This is a genomic window from Dehalococcoidia bacterium, assembly GCA_040902535.1.
Taxonomy (GTDB): domain Bacteria; phylum Chloroflexota; class Dehalococcoidia; order DSTF01; family JACRBR01; genus JBBDXD01.
In genome coordinates, this window is record JBBDXD010000019.1 from 86333 (window position 1) to 106699 (window position 20367).

19 protein-coding genes and 1 tRNA gene are annotated in these 20367 nt (G+C 67.0%); 11 read left to right on the forward strand and 9 right to left on the reverse strand.

Going from position 1 to position 20367, the window contains the following annotated elements:
- Position 1 precedes the first annotated feature (1 nt).
- Positions 2-769: an ABC transporter ATP-binding protein gene (locus tag WEB52_10050; GenBank protein MEX2226776.1), complete on the forward strand. Its 768-nt coding sequence runs from the start codon at positions 2-4 to the stop codon at positions 767-769.
- Between the two features lie 101 nt (positions 770-870).
- Entirely contained in the window at positions 871-4776 is a 3906-nt protein-coding gene (locus WEB52_10055; GenBank protein MEX2226777.1) for an adenylate/guanylate cyclase domain-containing protein, read from the forward strand.
- A 3-nt stretch (positions 4777-4779) separates the two neighbouring features.
- On the opposite strand, the gene WEB52_10060 is transcribed toward WEB52_10055, so the two are convergent.
- Positions 4780-5649, reverse strand: coding sequence for an alpha/beta hydrolase (locus tag WEB52_10060; GenBank protein MEX2226778.1), 870 nt, complete (start codon positions 5647-5649; stop codon positions 4780-4782).
- A 47-nt stretch (positions 5650-5696) separates the two neighbouring features.
- Entirely contained in the window at positions 5697-6950 is a 1254-nt protein-coding gene (locus tag WEB52_10065) for an alpha-L-fucosidase (GenBank protein MEX2226779.1), read from the reverse strand.
- Between the two features lie 140 nt (positions 6951-7090).
- On the opposite strand from WEB52_10065, the gene WEB52_10070 reads away from it, so the two are divergent.
- Positions 7091-7537, forward strand: coding sequence for a DUF1232 domain-containing protein (locus WEB52_10070; GenBank protein ID MEX2226780.1), 447 nt, complete (start codon positions 7091-7093; stop codon positions 7535-7537).
- Here WEB52_10070 and WEB52_10075 read toward each other — a convergent pair.
- Together WEB52_10075 and WEB52_10080 are read right to left on the reverse strand one after the other, a co-directional pair.
- A complete protein-coding gene (locus WEB52_10075; GenBank protein MEX2226781.1) occupies positions 7515-8105 on the reverse strand; it encodes a maleylpyruvate isomerase N-terminal domain-containing protein in 591 nt (196 codons plus the stop codon). The genes WEB52_10070 and WEB52_10075 overlap by 23 nt on opposite strands.
- Positions 8102-8881: an MOSC N-terminal beta barrel domain-containing protein gene (locus tag WEB52_10080; GenBank protein ID MEX2226782.1), complete on the reverse strand. Its 780-nt coding sequence runs from the start codon at positions 8879-8881 to the stop codon at positions 8102-8104. The genes WEB52_10075 and WEB52_10080 overlap by 4 nt, the downstream gene beginning before the upstream one ends.
- Before the next feature lie 126 nt (positions 8882-9007).
- Between WEB52_10080 and WEB52_10085 the strand changes: the two genes are divergently transcribed.
- Both WEB52_10085 and WEB52_10090 read left to right on the forward strand, forming a co-directional pair.
- Positions 9008-9859: an SDR family NAD(P)-dependent oxidoreductase gene (locus WEB52_10085; protein MEX2226783.1), complete on the forward strand. Its 852-nt coding sequence runs from the start codon at positions 9008-9010 to the stop codon at positions 9857-9859.
- Positions 9860-10027: 168 nt separating this feature from the next.
- Positions 10028-10561, forward strand: a complete 534-nt coding sequence (locus WEB52_10090; protein MEX2226784.1) for a cupredoxin domain-containing protein — start codon at positions 10028-10030, stop codon at positions 10559-10561.
- 73 nt (positions 10562-10634) lie between these two features.
- On the opposite strand, the gene WEB52_10095 is transcribed toward WEB52_10090, so the two are convergent.
- From WEB52_10095 to WEB52_10105, 3 genes are all read right to left on the reverse strand, one after another.
- Positions 10635-11477 (reverse strand): transglutaminase-like domain-containing protein, encoded by an 843-nt coding sequence (locus WEB52_10095; GenBank protein ID MEX2226785.1) that lies wholly within the window; start codon positions 11475-11477, stop codon positions 10635-10637.
- A gap of 98 nt (positions 11478-11575) precedes the next feature.
- Positions 11576-11662 (reverse strand) — tRNA-Leu (locus tag WEB52_10100).
- A 47-nt stretch (positions 11663-11709) separates the two neighbouring features.
- A complete protein-coding gene (locus WEB52_10105; GenBank protein ID MEX2226786.1) occupies positions 11710-11907 on the reverse strand; it encodes a hypothetical protein in 198 nt (65 codons plus the stop codon).
- A gap of 203 nt (positions 11908-12110) precedes the next feature.
- Here WEB52_10105 and WEB52_10110 point away from each other — a divergent pair, with 203 nt between their 5' ends.
- The 4 genes from WEB52_10110 to yvcK all read left to right on the forward strand — a co-directional run bounded on the left by WEB52_10110 (position 12111) and on the right by yvcK (position 16061).
- Positions 12111-12692 (forward strand): hypothetical protein, encoded by a 582-nt coding sequence (locus WEB52_10110; GenBank protein MEX2226787.1) that lies wholly within the window; start codon positions 12111-12113, stop codon positions 12690-12692.
- A gap of 26 nt (positions 12693-12718) precedes the next feature.
- Complete coding sequence (locus WEB52_10115) at positions 12719-13111, forward strand: hypothetical protein (GenBank protein MEX2226788.1); 393 nt, start codon at positions 12719-12721, stop codon at positions 13109-13111.
- Between the two features lie 45 nt (positions 13112-13156).
- Positions 13157-14647 (forward strand): Asp-tRNA(Asn)/Glu-tRNA(Gln) amidotransferase subunit GatB, encoded by a 1491-nt coding sequence (gene gatB, locus WEB52_10120; GenBank protein MEX2226789.1) that lies wholly within the window; start codon positions 13157-13159, stop codon positions 14645-14647.
- A gap of 61 nt (positions 14648-14708) precedes the next feature.
- Complete coding sequence (gene yvcK / locus WEB52_10125; GenBank protein MEX2226790.1) at positions 14709-16061, forward strand: uridine diphosphate-N-acetylglucosamine-binding protein YvcK; 1353 nt, start codon at positions 14709-14711, stop codon at positions 16059-16061.
- Between the two features lie 58 nt (positions 16062-16119).
- Here the strand turns inward: yvcK and WEB52_10130 are convergent, their stop codons facing one another.
- Both WEB52_10130 and WEB52_10135 read right to left on the reverse strand, forming a co-directional pair.
- The gene (locus WEB52_10130; GenBank protein ID MEX2226791.1) at positions 16120-16800 is read right to left on the reverse strand and encodes a MarR family transcriptional regulator; all 681 of its coding nucleotides are present in this window, start codon (positions 16798-16800) and stop codon (positions 16120-16122) included.
- Between the two features lie 515 nt (positions 16801-17315).
- Positions 17316-18197: a tetrahydrofolate dehydrogenase/cyclohydrolase catalytic domain-containing protein gene (locus WEB52_10135; GenBank protein ID MEX2226792.1), complete on the reverse strand. Its 882-nt coding sequence runs from the start codon at positions 18195-18197 to the stop codon at positions 17316-17318.
- A gap of 95 nt (positions 18198-18292) precedes the next feature.
- Here WEB52_10135 and acpS point away from each other — a divergent pair, with 95 nt between their 5' ends.
- Positions 18293-18730, forward strand: a complete 438-nt coding sequence (gene acpS / locus WEB52_10140) for a holo-ACP synthase (GenBank protein MEX2226793.1) — start codon at positions 18293-18295, stop codon at positions 18728-18730.
- On the forward strand, positions 18727-20346 hold the full coding sequence (locus tag WEB52_10145) for an NAD(P)H-hydrate dehydratase (protein MEX2226794.1): 1620 nt from the start codon (positions 18727-18729) through the stop codon (positions 20344-20346). Before acpS ends, WEB52_10145 begins: the two co-directional genes overlap by 4 nt.
- Positions 20347-20367: the final 21 nt, after the last annotated feature.

Sequence of the window (20367 nt, forward strand, 5' to 3'; positions counted from 1 at the left end):
CATGAGCGAGCGAGCAGTCATCGAGCTGGTGAACGTCAGCCAGCAATTCGGCACGAAGGACAATCCGACGCACGCGCTGCGGTCGGTGTCGATGCAGGTGCCGGAGCGGCAGGTCGTGATCATCATGGGGCCATCAGGCGCTGGCAAGTCGACGCTGCTCGCCATCGCGGGCGCGCTGCGAAGGCCGACGTCGGGGGAAGTGCTCATTGATGGCGAGTCGCTTTCGTCACTGGGCGACAGCAAGTTGTCCGGCGTGCGATTGCACAAGGTGGGCTTCGTCTTCCAGGAGTTCAACCTGCTGGATGCGCTCACCGTCATGCAAAACCTGGAACTGGTGCTCGCGAGGGCCGGTGTGCCGCGCAAGCAAGCCCACGCGCGGGCGTCCGAGATCCTGTCGATCCTGGACATGACGCATCGCAAGGATGCTTATCCGAAGACGCTGAGCGGCGGCGAGCGGCAGCGCGTCGCGATTGCGCGAGCGCTGGTGAATAATCCGGTCGTGATCATGGCGGACGAGCCGACGGCGAGCCTCGATGGCAAGCGGGGCGCGGAGGTGATGTCGCTGTTGCAGATGATCGCGCACGACATGGGCACGGCGGTGGTGATCGTGAGCCACGACCACCGCACGCTGCAGTATGCGGACCGCATCGTCTGGCTCGAAGACGGGCACCTCGAAGACCGCGAGCCGGCGTCGATGGCGTCGATGGCAGCGAGCGACGCTCCCGGCCCAGTAGATCGCGCGCGCTGGCCGACTGGCAGCGCAAGCTAGCGGCCCGCCCATCGGGCTCATCACCGGCCTCCCGGCAAGATAGTTGTTGAAAAGCTGGCGGGCTGCGTTCGCGGCGACCTCGCCGGGAGTAAGATCGGCGCGTGGCGGCAGAGCTCTCATCACCTGCGAGCGCAGCGGCGCTTCGGCCGTACTTGCCCGAGACGCTCATCGAACAGTGGCACGGGGCCGAACGGCCCTCGCCGGTCTGGTACGAGTGGCTGGACGGCGCGCTGATGCACTGCGACATCACCGGTTTCACGTCGATGTCGGAGAGCCTCCAGTCGTTGGGGCGCGAGGGCGCCGAACTCATGGCAGGCGTGCTGAATCGTTTCTTCGAAACGATGCTCGGCGTCGCGGACCGTTGGCAAGGCGTGCAGATGAAGTTTGGCGGCGACGCCATGCTGCTCTACTTCGACGCCGCCGACGGGGCGGCGCGCGCCGCCGCCTGCGGGCTCGAGATGCAGCGAAACATGCCGCAGTTTCGACGCGTCGAGGTGGCGGGGCAGGCCTACGTGCTGCGCATGCGCATCGGCATCCACGCCGGGCGTTTTTTCTCCGCGTCGACGGGGAATGGTGACGGCGTGTTGCAGTACCTGCTGCTCGGGCACGACGTGAACGAGACAGCGGCGGTCGAAGCGGCGGCTCAACCGGGCGAGGTCGTCGCGACGGAAGCAGCAGCGAGCGCCATGGCATCGGCGGCGCGGACCATGCCAACGGACAGCGGCGTGTGGCGCGTGCAGTCGACAAACGTCGCGGCGCCGATGGCGCGGGACAAACGGGTTCTTACGGGTGACAGCGTGCTGCGGCGCTACGTGCTGCCGGCCGTGGCGGACGCGCTCGAGGACGGTGTCGGCTTGCCGTCGGAGCAACGGCGCGTAACGTCGATGTTCGTGACACTGCTCGGAACGACGGAGTTGCTCGCGCGCTCGGGTGAAGATGAGACGCTGCGGCAGGTCAACGCGTACGCCAACATCCTTGCAACGGCGGTCACACGGCACGGCGGCGTGCTGCTCGGCAACGACGTCGCCGACCATGGCGACAAGTTCATCGTGCTGTTCGGCGCGCCGACGCTCACGGAGGAGCACGAAGCGAACGCGATACGGTGCGCGATCGAGCTGTCGGCGGCGCTTGCCGGATCCGGGCTCGATCTCCGGCAGCAGGGTGGTGTCCATACGGGGCCGGTGTTCGCCGGAGAGATCGGCTCGCCGGCGCGTCGCGAGTACACCGTGATCGGCGATACCGTCAACCTTGCGGCACGGCTCATGGCGGCGGCCAGGCCGGGAGAGACGCTGGTCTCGGAGAGCACGGCGCAACGACTCGGCGGGGCGTTTACGTTGCGGCGTCGCAAGGCGATCCGCGTGAAGGGAAAGAGCGCGCCGGTCCGGTTGTTCGCGCTCGCCGGGACGTCGGGGGCGAGCACGGAGGCGCGCACGCCGCAGGGGCTGCCGTTCGTGGGACGCGCGGCGGAAGTCGACGCGCTGCTCGCAGCGGCCGAGCGCACGCGCGGAGGCGAGCCTGCGTGGTGCGCCATTTCCGGCACCGCGGGGATCGGCAAGACGCGGCTGGCCGCCGAGGCGGCGCAACGGCTCGCCGGCTGGAGCGTGTTGCACGCGACCGCCCGCAGCCACACCTCCGGCACGCCGTTCGGGGCGTGGCTCGCGCCGTTGCGGCGATTGGCCAGCGTCGAGGAGGGTGCCGAGCGCGAGCAGGCGGCTGCCGCGCTTCGAGCCGAGATCGCGCGGGCGGTGCCGGCGCAGGCGCAGTTCGCCGGCGTGCTCGCCGATCTGTTGGGGCTGCCCGTGGGCGCCGACGAACTTTTCACATCGCTCGACGCGAAAGCGCGACGCGACCGGCTGACGTCGCTCGTCGTAGCGGTGGTCGAGGCGAAGGCGCATGAGACGCCGCTGCTCTTGCTGTTCGAGGACGCGCAGTGGAGCGACGCGGCGTCCATCGAGCTGCTGGCGGAGGTCTTGCAGCGCGTGCGGGCGCCATTCGCGGTTTACGTGACGACGCGCGAGCCTGCGCTGCCGGAGCCGCTCGCCGCGCGTCCGCCCGAGCAGCACATACGGCTGGAGGGCCTTCGACCCGCCGAAGCGCGCGAGCTGATCGCGCCGCTCGTCAGCGACGATGCCTCCGCCGGCGCGATCGTCGCGCGCGCGCAGGGCAATCCGCTGTTCATGATCGAAATGGCCCAGGCGCCGGCGGGCTCGTCGATGCCGGAGACGGTACACGACGTGGTGCTGGCGCGTCTCGACGCGCTGCGACGTTCGGACCGCGAAATGTTGCGATTGGCGTCGGTGGTGGGGCCGTCGTTCGCACTGGCTTCGGTGCTGGCACTGGAAACGTCGGTGACGGAAAGCTACGTTGCGGGCGCGTGCAACCGGCTGCTGGCCGCCGGCTTTTTGCAGCGCGATGACAGTCGCTACGCGTTCGCGCACACGCTCACGAGCGAGGTGGCATACGAGACGCTGCTGTACGCCGACCGGCGGCGTCTGCATCGGACGCTCGCGCAGCACATCGAGCAGCGGGAAGATGCTGGTGCGATGGCGGAGACGCTGCTGCACCATTTCGGTGCGGCGCGGGATTGGGGGCGGGTCGCGCGGTACGGCATGGTGTCCGGCGACCGCGCATCGGCCATCTTTGCCACGGAGGAGGCCGCGAACCACTACCAGGCGGCGCTGGAGGGTCTCGACGAGATCGGTCCGCAGGCCCGCATCGACCGGAGCATCGTGCTGGAGCGTCTTGGCGATGCGCTCGATTCGGCGGGACGCCACCGCGAGGCGGGTGATGCGTACTTCACCTCGCTGGGCGAGTGGCTGACGCGCGGCACCGCGCGGCGCGCCCGCTACGTACACGCGGACCTGCGGACGAAGGCACGTGAGGCGCTGATCTGCCGCAAGATCTCCGTCTCGTACGAGCGGCGCTCCGACTACGAGCAAGCGCTGTCGTGGATCGACCAGGCGCTGGAGCGGCTGCCATCGGGGCCGGCGAGCGTGGCCGCGGAGGTGATGGCATCGAAGAGCGTGACGCTCTTTCGTCGCGGTCAGTACGCCGAGGCGACGGACTGGGGCAAGCGCGCCGTGACGCTCGCGCGGCGGAGCCGCGACCGGCGCATCATGGCGTACGCGCACAACATGCTGGCGAACTCGTACATCGAGCAGGGAGCGTTGAAGGAGGCGGTGCGGCACCTGACGTCGAGCACGCGCCTGTATCACGAGCTGCGCGATCTGCGGGGGCAGTCGGCGGCCGGCAACAATCTCGCGTCGTGCTATCAGCTTCTCGGGAACATGGACCAGGCGCTGTACTACTACCAGGACGCGCTGCACGCGGACGCGCGACTCGGCAACGTGACACACGCGGCGATCATCCACAACAACATCGGCGAAGTGCTGTTGGCACTTGGCCGTGTGCAGGAGGCGGAGGAACATTTGCGCGACGTGCTGACGACGCACGCGGCGAACCCGGGGCTTGCGGCACTGGCAGGGTTGTCCGAGGTGAATCTCTCGCGCGGGGCGTTGATCCGCGGCGATGCCGGCGCGGCGGACCTTCACGTGATGCGCGGGATCAGGCTGCTGCGCCAGGTCGGGGCGGCGGGCATGCTCGACGAGGCAGAGTTGCAGCTCGTCGAGGTGCGGCTGGCGCAATCGCGGTGGCGGGATGCGCTCAAGCGCGGCACCGACGTCGTCGAACGGTCGCGCGCGTCGGGCGCGAAGCTGATGGAAGCGCGCGGCGAGCGGCTGATCGGCGTCGCGCAGCGAGGACTGGGCAACGCCGAAGCGGCCACGACGCACCTGCGGGAAAGCGCGGCGCTCGCGCGCAAGATCGGCGCGAGCATCGAGGAGGCGAGCGCGCTCGTGGAGCTTGCCTCGCTGTTCGTCGATACGGGGCGCGTCAAGCAGACGGGGCGGATCATCGATCGCGCTGAGCGCATCGCAAGGCGGATCGGCGATGCGCGCCAGATCGAAAGGCTGCGGAACTTGCGCGAGCGGGCCGCCGCGCCGAAGTAAGCGCTACGGAAGCGCCGTCGCGAAGTCTTTCAGCGTCTGCGCCAATTGCCGCGGCATCTCGTGGGGGATGTCGTGGCCGCACGGCCACCACACGCACTGCACGTTCGGGAATCGCTCCGCGATCGGTACGGTGGCGTCGCGGCTGAACCCCCACGGACCCAGCCGCGGATCGCGGTCACCTGGACTGTGCTCCCCGCCGATGAGCAATACCGGACACTGGATGCTTGCGTACAAGTCGGTCTTCAGCACGACGCCTTCTCGGTCGATCGTACGCTGGATCGCGACCAGTTCGGGGACGGAACGCCGCCACCGGTACAGCCCGTCATCACACTCGACGAACTGACGGCCCGCGACGGCCACCGCTGAATCGCCGTATAGCCTCTGGACCTCCCTAAGCACGTGTGCCAACTCATCTGCCGTACCAACGAAGCGGAGGAAGGGGTCCTCCGCGTACGACTCTTCGATCGACCGCCACACGTCGTCTCCTAGCTCGGTCGAGACGTCTGTGATCCAGCCATCGATCCCGACGACGCCGCCGCACGTGTGCCGGGACGCGTAGCAGACCGCGAGCTGTCCACCCCACGAGTGCCCGACGACGAGCGGCGCGACGAGGTCGCAGTGTTCGACGACGGCGTGAATGTCGGACGCGAGCGCCTCGTACGAGTAGTCGTCTGCATCGCTCGACGCGCCGTTGCCGCGCATGTCGAGCGCGATGGCGTGTATGTCGGCGTCCATCAACGGGATGAAGTGGTCCCAGGTCGCCAAATTCTGACCCGGGCCGCCGTGGATGAATACGGCGTCGCGACCCCTGCCGCCATAATCCCGAGCGGCGATACGCACGCCTGCATGATCGACGGTGAAATCTCGCCACATCCGACGATTATAGGCGGGGCCCGCGCCGCCGCGCGAAGTGATCGCTGCTAGGAGACCGGCGCCTCTGTAAACTCGATCGCGATCACGGTCGCGTGCTCATCGATCGCATCCTGCGGCACCGCGATGGTGAGCTCTCCGAGCGGATCGCGGTTGAGCAGCGTGTCGACGATCGAGGCGCGGCCGGAGAACGCGACCTTGGCGCCGTTCGAGAGGGCGCGGACCGAGCGCACGCGGTTGATGCGCACGCCGCGCACCGTCACGTCATCGTAGGGGCGCATGAGCAGATGCGCGTAGGTCACGTTGTCGCGCCGTGTCGACGGCCCGTACCACTGCCAGGGCTCCAGCCCGGGCGCCGTGCCGGTGATGCTCTCGCCATTGCGTCGCAGCCACGCTTCGATGACGTCGAGACGCTCGACCAGCTCCGGCATCAGACGCCCGTCGCCCATCGGGCTGACGTTGAGCAACAAGTTGCCGCCCTTTCCCGCCACCTCACACAGCGTGTGGATCAGCCGTCGCGCGGACTTGAACTCCGTATCCGACGGGTTGTAGCCCCAGCTCTCGTTGATCGTGAGGCACGTCTCCCAGGCGCGGTCGAGCGGCTGCGGCGGCACGAACTGCTCGGGCGTCGTGAAGTCTCCGACGCCGGGCAGGCGGTCGTTGATCAGGATCTCCGGCTGCAGTTCGCGGATCATCGTTTCAAGCTCTATCGAACGCCACTGCGGGATGGAGCGCTCCCAGCCGCCGTCGAACCAGATGACGTCGATGCGGCCGTAGTCCGTCAGCAGTTCACGGACCTGCGCGAACATGAACTCCGTGTAGCGCGCCCACTGTTCGGCGGAGGGCTGGCGCCATTTCGCGAACACGTAGGGCTTGTCCGTCTCCTCGAACGCCGGGTAGTCGGGATGGTGCCAGTCGATCAGCGAGAAGTAGACGCCGATGCGAATGCCTTCGGCGCGCATGGCATCGCAAAACATGCGGAAGATGTCTTTGCCGCACGGCGAGTGCATGACCGAGAAGTCCGACGCCTTCGTGTCATACATCGCGTAGCCGTCATGGTGCTTGGCGGTGAAGACGGCGTACTGCATGCCGAGCCGCTTCGCGCGGCGCGCCCAGTCCGCGGGATCGTACGCACGCGGGTCGAACGTCGCCGCGGACGAGTGATACTGCTCGACCGAGACTTCCGTGCAATTCGGCAGCGCGGCGTGACCGCCGGCGAGCGGCCATGACAGTTCGATGCCCTGTTGGCTGCTGTGGCCCCAGTGCACGAACATGCCGAAGCGCGCGCTATCGAACCAGGACATGCGATCTCCTTCACGCGAGTCGCCGCATGGTGGCGGATCGCGTGACTAGGATCGAGAGCGAACGCGATGAACCTGTTAGGAAGGCCAGCCGAATCGCGCGGCGGCGCGCCCGTGGAAGCGATAAGCGATAATCTCGAACTATGGACCTGGCGTGGTGGGAGACCGCCCTGATCGTCGTGCTGGGCACGATCGCGGCGCTGCTGCTGGCGGCGCTCATCGTGTGGTGGCTGGCGTCGAAGCGCACGAAGGCGATCGCCGGGCGCGTGAAGGAGTTGCCGTGGCGACACAAGCTGATGCTTGCGCGGCGGTTGCTCCAGGACGAGCGCATCCCGCTGCTGGTGCGGGCGCTGCTGCCGGCGATCGTCGTGTACCTGGCGTTGCCGATCGACCTCGTGCCGGACTTCATCCCGGTGATCGGGCAGATTGATGACGTGCTGGTGCTCGTCGTGGGCATGGCGCTCCTGGTGCGCATGACGCCCGCGCGCGTGCTGGACGAGCATCTCGCGGAGGTCGAGCGCGAAGCGATCGACGCGACGGCCGTCGAGGCGGAGCGCCCGGCGCGGCCTACACTCCCGCCCGGTTCATAATCGCCTGGTAGCCGGCGACGAACGGGTTGTCGAGCCATTTGCGCAACTCGACGTCGTTCACCCGCTCGGGTAGCGCTCTGAGCATGTCGGCGACGTGGATCGGATCGTGCTGGGCCCATCCGACGAGAAACGTCTTCAGCGGCAGGTCGCCGGGGCGCCGCTTGGCGTCGCCGGCGAAGTGCATCGGCCTTTCGACCTGCTCGTCGGTGAGCGCGCGCAGGCCATCGATGAGTTCGCGGCGGTTTTGTTCGGCCTCTTCGAAGACGCGCGACGTTGGCCATGCGCGGCGCTCCGCAACGTGCTCATCGTTGAACGCGTCGACGTCGAACGCGCTGCCATCGGCGTTGCGCGTGGCGTCGAGCGACTCGCCGTCGGCAGCCAGCGCGCGGAGCCAGCCGATGATCGCGCGATCGAGCGTATCGAGATGCGACGCGAAGTCCCGCACGATCCAGGTGCTGTTTGGCACCGGCCGGTTCAGTTCGTCTTCGCTGAGCGAATAGCAGAAGGCCTCGAAGCGGCGGCGGTTCTCGACGATCGCCGTCACGATCGCGTCCATCGTTTCACTCACGAGGCAGCCTCCTCGACACCCGGCGAAGGCACGACGTCATCGCCGACGGCGATCGCGCCGGGCGTGACGACGTCGCAGTAGACGCCGAAGTTCACTTCCTTTGGTTGATCCGTGCGATACGAGGCGATCATCTTCAGCGTGTCGATGTCGGTCTCGCCGGTGTCGGGATCGTGCGTGGTGATGACGCAACGGGAGTCCCGCATCAGCACGCCGACCGTAGCACCGCCGATGCGCACGTTGCGGCCGATCCATGAGTCCTCCTCGTGCGCGAGGGAGGCGCCGGAGACGTACACGTTCTGCCGGAACCGACGCTCGTCGAGCGCAGCGAACGCAGCGATGGAGCGCAGGTGCGCGACGGACGCGGCGGTACACATCGACAGCGGGTGGGCGTCGAACGCATGGCTGTGTTCGTCGACCTTCGCGAGGCGGAGGGGCTGGCCGGCGAACACGGAGAGTTTGTCATCGAACGGCCCGGCGACGGCTTTCGCCTTGATCGGAGAGCCGTAAAAGCTGCCTTCAAGCGTGCCGCCGGTCACCACGTTGCTTTCGACGGCGCCGTCGGGGAACTCCAGTCTCAGGCGGTCGGCCGTGATGTCGTATGCGGCGACGATGCGCGTCATCGGCGCGCATTCGCGTTGCGTGAGCACGCGACCGCGCGCGTAGACGATGATGAACGCGCGGTCGCCGGCGATCCCGCGCGGGGTGACTTCGGCCCGTTCGAGGCGGCTCAGTCCGAGCGATTTCACCGGCGCGACGTAGATGGCTTCGACCTTCATGCCGATCATTGTGTCGCGCGCGCGGCGATATGTCGATGCCTTCAGAGGCGCGGCGGTCGGCGTAAGGCTTCTTGCGGCTGATGCCTCATCGTGTGAGACTCGGCGAGCAAGTGAAGGAGGCCTCACATGGGCAAGCTCGAAGGTAAGGTCGTGGTCGTCACGGGCGCGAGCCGCGGTATCGGCGCGGAGATCGCGCGCGTCTTCGCCGGCGAGGGCGGCAGGGTCGTCTGCGCCGCGCGCACCCTGCGCGAAGGCGAGCACCAGTACGAAGGCTCGCTGGAGACAACCGTGAACGACATCAAGAAGGCGGGCGGCGAAGCAACGGCCGTCGCGGCGAACATCTCCGAACCGGAGGAGTGCGAAAGGCTGGTCGCGGCCGCGCGCGATGCCTACGGCCCCGTCGACGTGATGGTGAACAACGCCGCGCTCACGTATTTCGTGCCGGTGAAGGACTACCCGATCAACCGCTGGATGCGCTCGTGGGCGGTCAACTTCCACGCGCCGTTCGTGCTGAGCCAGCTCGTGCTGCAGGACATGGTGCCGCGCAAGAGCGGCGCGATCGTGAACATCTCATCGTCGGCGGCGATCGGGCCCGGGCGCGGGCCGTATTCCGGCCAGGCGCTGCTGTATCGCGGCTCGGTCTGCTACGGCGCGGAGAAGGCGGCGCTCGAGCGCTTTAGCCAGGGGCTGGCCGCGGAGGTGTACCAGGACGGCGTATCGGTGACGTGCTTCTCGCCGTCGCAGGTCGTGCCGACGCCGGGGACGGTACACCACAAGCTCGTCAGCGGCCTCGACGACCCGCGCGGCGAGCCGCCGGAGATCATGGCGAAGGCGGCGTTGCTGCTGGCGACGGAACCGCTCGACAAGGTCACCGGACGCGTGACGTACAGCCAGCAGATATTGAAGGAGTTCCGCTGGATCGAGGAAGGGCGCGGCGTCGGCATCGATGCGCCGGGCACGGGGTACAGCCAGATCTAGCTATCACCGACTGCTGCGGCGTGCGTTCTTGGCGGCGTTCTCCTTTCGCGTTCAATGCGGGATCGGACGAGTTGCAACGTCTCCTCCACGGCTAGCGTCCCCACGCGCCCGTTGGCACAAGCCGGTGCTCCTACACTGAGTAGCAAGATCAGTCTCGGGAGGAAAGCTATGCACAGGAGATTCCGGTTCATCGCGGCCGTCGCGATGTTGGTCCTGGCGTCCGCGTTCGGGGCGGCATGCGGCGGCGACGACGATGACGATGGCGGGCCGATCGCTGAACTGACCGAACAGGCAGGCGACGGCGGCGTCGAAGCGACGAGCGAAGCGACGGAATCGGCGGCCGAAGATACGCCGGCGGGCGCCATCGAAACGCCAGCGGACGGTGCGGTCACGCCCGGGGCTGGCGGAGGCGCCGGAGCGGCCGAAGTCGAGATAGCGGCGGAGAACGCCGATGATTTCACGGAAAGCGAGCTGACGGCGCCGGCGGGCAGCGTGACCATCGTCTTCGAGAACCGCGATGACGGCGTCACGCACAACTTCGCGTTGTACGACTCGGAGGATGCGCCGGAGGACCCGATCGACGCGACGGAACTGGTGGCGGGTCCGGCCACGAGTGAGATCATGGTCGACCTCGAGCCGGGGGTGTCCTACTACAACTGCCAGGTGCATCCGCCCATGGAAGGGACGTTGACCGTCGAATAGCGGGAGCGCGCCTGTACCCGAGAGGAACGGTCTCTGGAGGGACGAGCCTCTGGCGTCGCCCCTTCGGCTTGCCTCACGAAACAGTTGCAGGCAGCAAGGACGGAGGCACCTGCAAGTCGCCGTTGCGGTCGTAGAGTTCGCCGATCGCGTCGAAGTCCCCGCCGCTGATCACAGCGCTTACCGCGTCGAGCATCTCGTCGTAGGCGGCGTCCGTCTCGCCGCGGTAAGCGGCTTCCATGCGGCCCCAGGTGTCCCACGGCAGCATTTCGTGTTGGTTGAGCGCGGCGAGGTCGAACAGCACGCTCCCGCGGACCTCGCCGATGCCCCAATTGACGCCGCCCATGTTGCACCGGTCCGGGTCGAGTTCACCGCGGCGGCATCGCTGCCAGGCTTCGCCTCCCGACCAATACATGCTCCCAGCCAGAGACTCCGACGTCGCGTCCGGGTCACGAGTCTTTGCCCAGGCGTCGCCCCACTGCGGATCGACTCTGACCCATCGCTCTTCTGACGGGCGCCAGTACTCGATGATCCAGTGGTCCGCCCACGTGTTCGGCTCGAAATATCCGGCAAAGCCGGCGCGCACGCGGGCGGGCATCCGCTGGCGACGCAACAGCGCGCAGGTGAGCGTCGCGAAATGACGGCAGTTGCCGACGAAGCGCTTGTGCGGCGGACGCGGCTCCACGAGCGGGGACGGATCGAGCTGCTGGATGCGCTCGACCATCGATGCGGCGGGCCGGATCTGCGGGTCCGTTCGGTCCTCCGGCGCGGGCAGGGCGGCGACGACCAGGCGGCGGACGACCTTCATGAGTTCATCCGGCGCCTCGGGCAGGCCATCGAAAGCGTCTCGCGCGCACCGCGATAATTCCGTCATCGGACCCGGCGTCGCGTAGTATTCCAACTCGCGGTTGTTCTGCATCGCTCGAGTTCCTTTCGGGACGAGCTGTGGGAGTGCGCTTGCTGGCGTCGTTGTGCCCGCGGGCGATGACAGTGCGATAGCCAGGTTACCCCGCTACGTGGTGCCGGGGGTGGGGATCGAACCCACAAGGCCTTGCGGCCGGCGGATTTTAAGTCCGCTGCGTCTGCCAATTCCGCCACCCCGGCCGGGGCATCATGAGGATCATACCAACTGAAGCCGGGGCGGCTTGGGGTCAGTCCGGCCAGAAGATGATCGTGCCGGCGATAGCGGCGATCGTCGCGACGAGCAGCAACGCGACCATCCACATCGCGAAGCTGCCGTAGCGCCCGCGCTCTTCCTCGAAACGCTCGACATCCGGACTCGGGCGGCCATCATCATCATCATCGGGCCGTCTGCGTTCCGTCCGCATGTATCGTTGTCGTCGGCTCATGGCTTCCCTCACGCACGATGCTGCACGTACATACGCAGTCTCACAGCCGCCGCCTGCCCGCTGAGTCAACGCGCGTATCGCGCGGATCGCAAGATTGTGCCATCGCGCGGGAGAGCGTTTGCCGCCGGTTCGTAAGCATGGGCGGGAGTGCGATGCTGAATCGCAAGGGAGCGTCGGCGATGATGCCAGAAGGAGGATGCTCGATGCCTCATGACACGCGCAGGCGAGAGACCATAGAAGCGCACACGGAACCGCCCACCGGCACGCGTGGCGGAGTCGATGACAGCGCGCTCGACTTCGAGGCGTACGACTACGTGATGCGCCACGCCGATCCGGAGTTGCTGCCGGAAGAGGAGCGATCCGTCGAGCGAGGAGCGGTGGGGCGGGCCGCCGAAGCGTTCACGCGGACGGAAGAGCCGGTCGCGCTCGCGCAGGGGATCTTCTTCATCGCGACGGGCGTGTGGCCGCTCGTCCACATGCAGTCGTTCGAGGCGGTCGCCGGGCCGAAGACCGACCGCTGGCTCGTGAAGACGGTGGGCGCTCTCGTGACGATCGCCGGCGCCGCGATCGCATCGGCGGGGCTGCGGCGCAGGATCACGCCGCAGACGCGCGTGCTTGCGCTGGCGAGCGCGCTCGCCCTGGCGACGATCGACGTGGTGTATGCACGAAGGAAGCGGATCTCGCGCGTCTACTTGCTGGACGCCGTCGCTCAGGCGGGACTCGTGGTTACGTGGCTGACGGCGATCTCGCGGCAACCCGACGAGCGCAGCGCCGTCGCGGCATAGCGGGCGAACTGCGATACCATGGACGCATGACCGCCACCGTCGTGATCGCCGTGTCGGACCTGCTCTTCCAAACGCGGATCGAGGGAGCGGTGGCCGCCATGGGACTGACGCCGCTGATCGCCGATACGGCTCAGCGGCTGGATGCTGCGCTCGAGTCACGAGTGCTGGCTGCTGTCTTCGACGTACACGAGGCGGCGTTTGCGCCAAACGAGGCGATCGCCCGCGCGAGCGCGGCGGGCACGCGCGTGCTGGCGTTTGGGCGCCATACGTCGCCGAAGGATCTGCGCGCCGCTCGAGTCGCCGGCGCCGAGATCGTCGTGCCGCGGTCGGAGCTGGTCGATCGCCTGCCGGAGTTGCTGCGGCGGTTGCTGCCCGAGGACGACGCCGACATCGTCGAGGCGGATTCAGCTTCGTTGTAGCGCGATCCGGGCGCTGTTATAGTGCGGACGGGCACCCGGCTGAACATGACCACAATTTCAGGTACGACCTACGAGACGATCATCGGTCTGGAAGTACACGTGCAGCTTCTGACCGAACGGAAGATGTTTTGCGACTGCAACGCGTCGTATGCCGACGCGCCGCCGAATACGCACGTCTGCCAGGTCTGCATGGCGCTCCCGGGCGTGCTGCCCGTCACGAACGCGAAGGCCGTCGAGTACACGGTGATGACGGGGCTGGCGCTGAACTGCGAGATCCCCGATTTCGCGAAGTTTGACCGCAAGAATTATCCCTATCCCGACCTCCTGAAGGGCTACCAGATCTCGCAGTTCGACCTTCCGCTCACCCGGGATGGCTGGCTGGAGATCGAGGTGGAGGGCGAGCCGCCGAAGCGCGTCGGGATCACGCGCTGCCACCTGGAAGAAGACACGGCACGGCTGACGCACCGCACGGACCAGACCGGCGAAGGCTACACGCTCATCGATATGAACCGCGCCGGTGTGCCGCTGATGGAGATCGTCGGAGAGCCGGACCTGCGTTCGGCGGAGGAGGCGAGCGCATATCTCAAGAAGCTGCGCCAGATCCTGCGCTACATCGGCGTGAGCAAGGCGAACATGGAAGAAGGCAACTTCCGTTGCGACGCGAACGTATCACTGCGGCCCGGCGGCGCGCGCGCGTACGGCGCCAAGGTCGAAGTGAAGAACATGAACAGCTTTCGCGCGGTGTACAACGCGCTGCGCTTCGAGGTCGAACGCCAGACGAAAGCGCTCGACGCCGGTGAGCGCATCCCGCAGGAAACGCGCGGTTGGGTCGACGTTGATGCCGTGACGGTGTCGCAACGCTCGAAAGAAGAAGCCCACGACTATCGCTACTTTCCGGAGCCGGACCTGCCGCCGATCACGCTGACGCCGGCACAGGTCGACGAGATTCGCGCGCGCCTGCCGGAACTGCCGGATGCAAAGATGCACCGCTTCGAGGCGCGGTACGGGCTGGCGCGGTACGAGTCTTCGCTGCTGACGGAGACCGCCGGGCGTGCTGATTACTACGAGCGTGTGATTGCCGCCGCCGGTGATCTGGACGATGCAGCGCGAACGCACATCGCGAAGAAGGCGGCGAACTGGATACTCGGCGACTTCGCGCGGTTGCTGAATGCGGCGGGACTGGACATCGTCGATGCGCGCATCTCGCCGGCCGATCTGTATGCTATGATCGCGCTCGTCGAAGAGGGGACGATCACCGGTAACACGGCGAAGTCTGTGTTCGAGGAGATGTTCCGGAGCGGCAAGGCGCCCGCGACGATCGTCAAGGACCTGGGCGTCGAACAAATGAGCGGCGAAGACGAGATCGCCGCCATCGTCGGGAAAGTGATCGCTGCCAATCCCAAGCCCGTGGAGGATTACCGGGCGGGTAAGCAGGAAGCCATCAAGTTCCTCGTCGGGCAGGCGATGCGGGAGACGCGGGGACGCGCCAATCCGGAGACCCTGACCGGCATCCTGAAGGCGAAGCTGGAAGCATAGGCCTCAGAATTGATCAACAGACTGCTCGGATCAGCGTACGCATGATAAACTGGCGGCCAGCATGCGTACCCTGATCAAAGATCCGAGCTTCATCAAGTGGTTCTATTTCGGCATGCACATCAAGCGGTGGCTGCTGTTGCTGCTGCTTGGTGTGGCGATCATGGGCCTCGGCATCGGTTATTTCCTGCGGGAAGTCTACGTCTCCTACACCTTCCCGGGCTTCGTCTATTACCTGACGCTGCAGTTCTTCCCTCGCTGGGTACGTGGCTCGATCTTCGTGACGGCGAGCCTGGGACTGATCGGGTTCTCCGTCTGGAAGCTCAATCAGTCGTTGCTCTCGGCATTCATCAAGCCTGAGCGGAACGAGAGCATCGTCGACATCATCTACAACCACCGCTATCTGAGGCGCGGGCCGAAGATCGTCGCGATCGGCGGCGGCACCGGCCTCTCGACGCTGTTGCGCGGCCTCAAGGAGTACACCGGCAATATCACCGCCATCGTGTCGATCGCCGACGATGGCGGCAGTTCGGGGCGCCTGCAGCGCGAGTTGGGTGTGCTCCCGCCGGGGGACATCCGCAAGAACATCGCCGCGCTCGCCGATGCTGAGCCTCTTATGTCACGTCTGTTCGAGTACCGCTTCAAGGAAGGCGAGGGGCTCGAGGGCCATAGTTTCGGCAACCTGTTCATCGTCGCGATGACGGAGGTTGCCGGCAACTTCGAAGAGGCCGTGCGCGAAACGAGCCGCGTGCTCGCCGTCCGCGGGCAGATTCTGCCTGCCACGCTCTCCGCGCTGACGATCTGCGCGCGTACGGACCGCGGTGAGATCGTGCGCGGCGAGTCGGCGATCACGGAGCACGGCCACGTGAAGGAGATCTTCCTCGACCCGCCGACGGTGCAGGCGAATCCAGATGCGATCCGCGCGATCCTCCAGGCCGATCTGATCGTGGTAGGACCGGGCAGCCTTCTCACCAGCGTGCTGCCCAACGTCATGGTCGAAGGTATCCGTCGCGCGATGGAAGTCTCGGCGGCGCTCAAGGTGTACGTCTGCAATGTCGCGACGCAACACGGCGAGACAGACGCATTCAAGGTCAGCGACCACTTCAACACGCTCAAGGGGCACCTCAAGGGCAGCGCGCCGTTCGATTTCGTGCTCGCCAACAGCAACACCGATGGCATATTGCCGGAAGAGTGGCACTCGGAGCCGGTCATTATCGACAGCTCGACGCTCGATGGCGCGCGCGTCATCCGGGGCGACGTGATTGCCGAAGAGAACCGCTACCGGCACGACTCAAAGAAGCTTGCCGACGCGCTGGTGCGACTCTACTACGAGCGCAACCAGGTGACCGAATCCGATGCACCCGCCCTGCCGGAGCCGGCCGAAGCCGAGGAGCCACAGAAGGCCGGCGTCGGATAGCGGCGAACCCCGCACGGCAGCACGCCTGGCACCGCAGCGGATATCGGGAGCGCGTCTGCTAGCCGGGCGTCGACAGCCGCTTGAGCCCGGCGACAGCGACATCGACGAGTTGATTCGGTAACTTCCACTCGCCCGGCGACCAGCGCGGAAATGCGCGCAGCGCGTCGAAGTCGATCGTGTACGTGTTGCGCCGTCCCTGCTTGTTACGTGTGACGACGCCGGCGGCCTCGAGCTGGTTCAGGATCGCGACGACGGCGCGTTCCGTGACGCCGATGCTCACTGCAAGCTCGCGCACCGTGCTCTGCGGATCCATCGCGATCGCGAGGAGAAGCAGAGCGTGGTTCGTGAAGAATCCCCACGTACCGATACGCGGCTCGAGGGCGCCGGTATCCGGCGCGGCACCGTTGCCAGCCGCTCTTTCGCCGCCGTGGTAGTTGGAAATCGAGAGCAAGGTCTGGATCAACCCGTCCACGAAGACGCGCGGCGTGACAAGCACGGTGCCCTCGCGCCGATACGCCGCAAGGACATCGAAGTTGACGGAGTAGGTGTTGCGGCGCCCGTCGCGATGGCGCACGACGATGCCTTCGTCGCTGAGTTGACGCAGGATGGCCAGGGTCGCGCGCTCGGTGACGCCGACACCGGTCGAGATCTCGCGCACCGTTGAGTCGTTATGGCGCACGACGTAGATCATGATCAGGGCGTGGTTCGTCAGGAATCCCCAGGTTGGCGTCTGCGTCATGCGGACCTCCGAGCTGCCGCGTGCGGGCGACAAATTTTTGGAAATTCCTCCTCCGGGGGTATTGACAGAGGGATTTCGCGAATTAAAATACATGCAACGTCAATCAGGCTTCCCAGTTCATGTGCTGGATTTCACGAAGTGGTTCACTTGTTATGCCAATCAGTTCTTGCACATCATGCATCACCGTTCATGGATTTTCAAGCGCTGAGACCGGCATAACGTTGCGAATATCGAAGATTCTGGCCGCCAGCATCGGGTGCGGGGGACATGGAGGATGTGCAGCGGCGGACCCACACGCGGAGGGTCCCGGGAGGTAGCCGTCGCAGAGACTTGCCGGACGCCTTGGCAGCAATCAGGCGGGGGAAGCCGGCAAGTGACAGACGACTACCGGGGCGGTTTGGCCGGCCGCCCTTCCCTGTAGACACCAGGTGGGTCGGACCAACGGAAGAACGTGAAGAAACCGGTATCAGGAGGACCGGTTTCTTCTCGTTTTCGCGGCGCCGCGTCCTGAACCGCTAGCGGGGGCCGCCGGAAGCCGCGAGTACGGTGTTGTAGAGCAGCATCGCGCGCGTCATGGGACCGACGCCGCCCGGCACCGGCGTGATCGCCGCCGCCTTCCGCTTCACGGCATCGAAGTCGACATCACCGACGAGACGATAGCCGGACTTCTTGGACGCATCATCGACGCGGTTGACGCCGACGTCGATGACGACTGCGCCCTCCTTCACCATGTCGGCGGTGATCGTGCGAGGCCTTCCCATGACGGGGATGAGGATGTCGGCGCGCCTGGTGTGCGTGGCGAGATCGGGCGTGCCCGTGTGACACATCGTGACGGTTGCGTTAGCGCCCTCGGCCTTCTGCATCAGGAGGCCGGCGAGCGGCTTGCCGACGAGGTTTGAGCGTCCGCACACGACGACGTGCTTGCCCGCAGGGTCGTGACCCGATCGCAGCAGCATCTGCTTAACGCCGTGCGGCGTACACGGGTACAGCGCGCGCTCACCACGGAAGAGGCGCCCGACGTTCACGGGATGCAGGCCGTCGACGTCCTTCTCCGGCAGCACGGCGCCGGTCACGACGCCCTCGTCGATGTGCGTCGGCAGCGGAAGTTGCACGAGGATGCCATGCCAGCGCTCGTCCTGGTTGAGGTCGGCGACGAGTCCGAGCAGTTGTTCCTGCGTCACGTCCGCCGCGATACGCAGCGTCTCCGAGCGCATGCCCACTTCTTCGACGTCGCGCGTCTTGCCGCGGACGTAGGAGACGGACGCAGGGTCTTCGCCGACAAGCACGACGACGAGCCCGGGATCGCGCCCCGATGCCTTGAGGCGCTCCACTTCGACCCGCACCTCATCGCGGACCTGTTGGGCGATGGCGTTGCCATCGATGATGGTGGCGGTCATGGGGGCTCCGTCGCTCGTCGGGATGGCTGGCGCCGCAGTCTACCTAGCGCGCGTCGTTGATACCGCGACGCTGGAGGCACGCGTACAATCGCCGTATGGAGTACGCCGTCGGCATCGACGTGATCGAGATCGCGCGCGTGAAGAAGGTGCTCGAGCGGCACCCGGAGCGCTTCCTGCAGCGCGTGTTCACGCCGGAGGAAGTGGCGTTCTGCCGCGGACGGGTGCCGGAGCTGGCGGCGCGCTTCGCGGCGAAGGAGGCCGTGATGAAGGCGCTGGGCACGGGCGCGCGAGGGCTCGCCTGGCGCGAGATCGAGGTGCTGCCGAACCGGCGCGGCAAGCCGCTGATCTATTTGCACGGCGACGCGAAGCGGCGCGGGGAAGCGATCGGCCTGCGTGGCGTCGACATCAGCCTGACGCATTCGCACGATCTGGCAATCGCGGCGGTCGTCGGCGCCGCCGATGATGCGCCGATCGACCGCGCGCAACACCGCGAGCGGCTGGTCGCCTGGCTGAGCGAGCAGGGGCGGCTGTGAAGCTCGTCACGTCCGCGCAAATGCGCGCGCTCGAACAGCAGGCCGTCGATGCGGGAACATCGCTGGATGCGCTGATGGAGGCGGCGGGGCTCGCGGTCGCGCAGGAAGTGTGGCTGTCGCGCGGCGTCGTCGCCGGGCGCCGCGTGCTCGTGCTCGTCGGGCCGGGCAACAACGGCGGCGACGGGCTCGTCGCCGCGCGGCATCTTGCGGAGTGGGACGCCGATGTCGCCGTCTACATGTCAGGCGCGCGCGACGACGAGAAGCTAACGCTCGTGCGGGCGGGCAGCGCGGCGGTGTTTGTCGCCGCCGACGACCATGACTACGCGACTCTGCAGGAAGCGCTTGAGGGCGCCGAAGTGGTCATCGACGCGCTGCTCGGTATCGGGCGCGCTCGACCGATCGAAGGGACGCTCGCCGAGATCCTCTCGCGCGTGCGTGCGTCACGGGAGCGGCCGCGGCCGCCGCAGGTCATCGCGATGGACGTGCCGACGGGCGTCGATGCGGACACCGGGCGCGCCGACGCGTTGGCCCTGCGCGCAGACATGACGATCACGTTCGGACTGGGAAAAGTCGGCCTGTACGCCCTGCCCGGCTCGGAGTACGCGGGCAGCGTCCAGGTCATCGACATCGGCCTGCCGAAGGCGGCGGCCAACGACCTGCCGATGGACCTGCTCGATGCAGCGTGGGTGCGCGAGCGTCTGCCCGCGCGGCCGGCATCGAGCAACAAGGGCACGTTCGGGCGCGTCCTGGCGGTAGCGGGTTCGGCGAACTATCCGGGCGCCGCGAGGCTCGCGACGGAGGCGGCGTATCGCGTCGGCGCCGGACTCGTGACGCTCGCGTGTCCGGACAGCCTGCGGGCGATCGTCGCGCCATCGACGCCGGAAGTGACGTATCTGCCGCTGGGCGATGCGCCAGCGCTCACCGGCGAGTCGTCGCGCATGATTGTCGATGCGCTCGGCGCGTACGACGTGCTGCTGCTCGGGCCGGGGCTCAGCCAGGCCGATGGCGTGCAGGAGGCGGTCGCCAGCGTGCTGACGCAGATCCCTGCCAGTGTGCGTTCGTGCGTGGTCGACGCCGACGGACTCAATGCGCTCGCCAGGTGGGAGCGATGGCACGAACGCGTCGGGGCTTCGCTCGTGCTGACGCCGCATCCGGGCGAAATGGCGCGCCTGCTCGGCACGAGCGTGACGGAGATCCAGGACGACCGCCTGGGCGCGGCAACGCAAGCGGCACGGACGTGGAATCAGATCGTGGTCTTGAAGGGGGCGCACACCGTCGTCGCAGCGCCCGACGGGCGGGTGGCGATCAGTCCTCATGCCAACTCGCTGCTCGCGACGGCCGGCACGGGCGACGTGTTGGCGGGCGCCATCGCGGGGCTGATCGCGCAGGGCATGGATGCGTTCGCGGCGGCCGCCTGCGGTGTATATCTCCACGGCGCTGCGGCCGAAGAGATCGGCGATGATCTCGGCGACCGCGGCCTGATCGCCAGCGACCTGCTTTCGGCGCTGCCTCGCGCCATCCGGACCGTGCGGGAGGGCAAGGTGTCGAGGGCGGCGCCGTCCTTCCGGGGCAGACCGGGCCTCGAGGGGCTCGCGAAGATGCTCGGACCGCAGTAGGAGGCGCTTTACTTCTTCAAC

What these genes read in the sequence shown, in the direction of transcription:
- acpS (MEX2226793.1), top strand. Translation starts at nt 18,293, where the DNA reads ATGGAGTACGCCGTCGGCATCGACGTGATCGAGATCGCGCGCGTGAAG.
- WEB52_10095 (MEX2226785.1), bottom strand. Translation starts at nt 11,477, where the DNA reads ATGCAGAACAACCGCGAGTTGGAATACTACGCGACGCCGGGTCCGATG.
- WEB52_10110 (MEX2226787.1), top strand. Translation starts at nt 12,111, where the DNA reads ATGCCTCATGACACGCGCAGGCGAGAGACCATAGAAGCGCACACGGAA.
- WEB52_10090 (MEX2226784.1), top strand. Translation starts at nt 10,028, where the DNA reads ATGCACAGGAGATTCCGGTTCATCGCGGCCGTCGCGATGTTGGTCCTG.
- WEB52_10105 (MEX2226786.1), bottom strand. Translation starts at nt 11,907, where the DNA reads ATGAGCCGACGACAACGATACATGCGGACGGAACGCAGACGGCCCGAT.
- WEB52_10085 (MEX2226783.1), top strand. Translation starts at nt 9,008, where the DNA reads ATGGGCAAGCTCGAAGGTAAGGTCGTGGTCGTCACGGGCGCGAGCCGC.
- WEB52_10130 (MEX2226791.1), bottom strand. Translation starts at nt 16,800, where the DNA reads ATGACGCAGACGCCAACCTGGGGATTCCTGACGAACCACGCCCTGATC.
- WEB52_10115 (MEX2226788.1), top strand. Translation starts at nt 12,719, where the DNA reads ATGACCGCCACCGTCGTGATCGCCGTGTCGGACCTGCTCTTCCAAACG.
- WEB52_10050 (MEX2226776.1), top strand. Translation starts at nt 2, where the DNA reads ATGAGCGAGCGAGCAGTCATCGAGCTGGTGAACGTCAGCCAGCAATTC.
- gatB (MEX2226789.1), top strand. Translation starts at nt 13,157, where the DNA reads ATGACCACAATTTCAGGTACGACCTACGAGACGATCATCGGTCTGGAA.
- WEB52_10070 (MEX2226780.1), top strand. Translation starts at nt 7,091, where the DNA reads ATGGACCTGGCGTGGTGGGAGACCGCCCTGATCGTCGTGCTGGGCACG.
- yvcK (MEX2226790.1), top strand. Translation starts at nt 14,709, where the DNA reads ATGCGTACCCTGATCAAAGATCCGAGCTTCATCAAGTGGTTCTATTTC.
- WEB52_10060 (MEX2226778.1), bottom strand. Translation starts at nt 5,649, where the DNA reads ATGTGGCGAGATTTCACCGTCGATCATGCAGGCGTGCGTATCGCCGCT.
- WEB52_10080 (MEX2226782.1), bottom strand. Translation starts at nt 8,881, where the DNA reads ATGAAGGTCGAAGCCATCTACGTCGCGCCGGTGAAATCGCTCGGACTG.
- WEB52_10065 (MEX2226779.1), bottom strand. Translation starts at nt 6,950, where the DNA reads ATGTCCTGGTTCGATAGCGCGCGCTTCGGCATGTTCGTGCACTGGGGC.
- WEB52_10135 (MEX2226792.1), bottom strand. Translation starts at nt 18,197, where the DNA reads ATGACCGCCACCATCATCGATGGCAACGCCATCGCCCAACAGGTCCGC.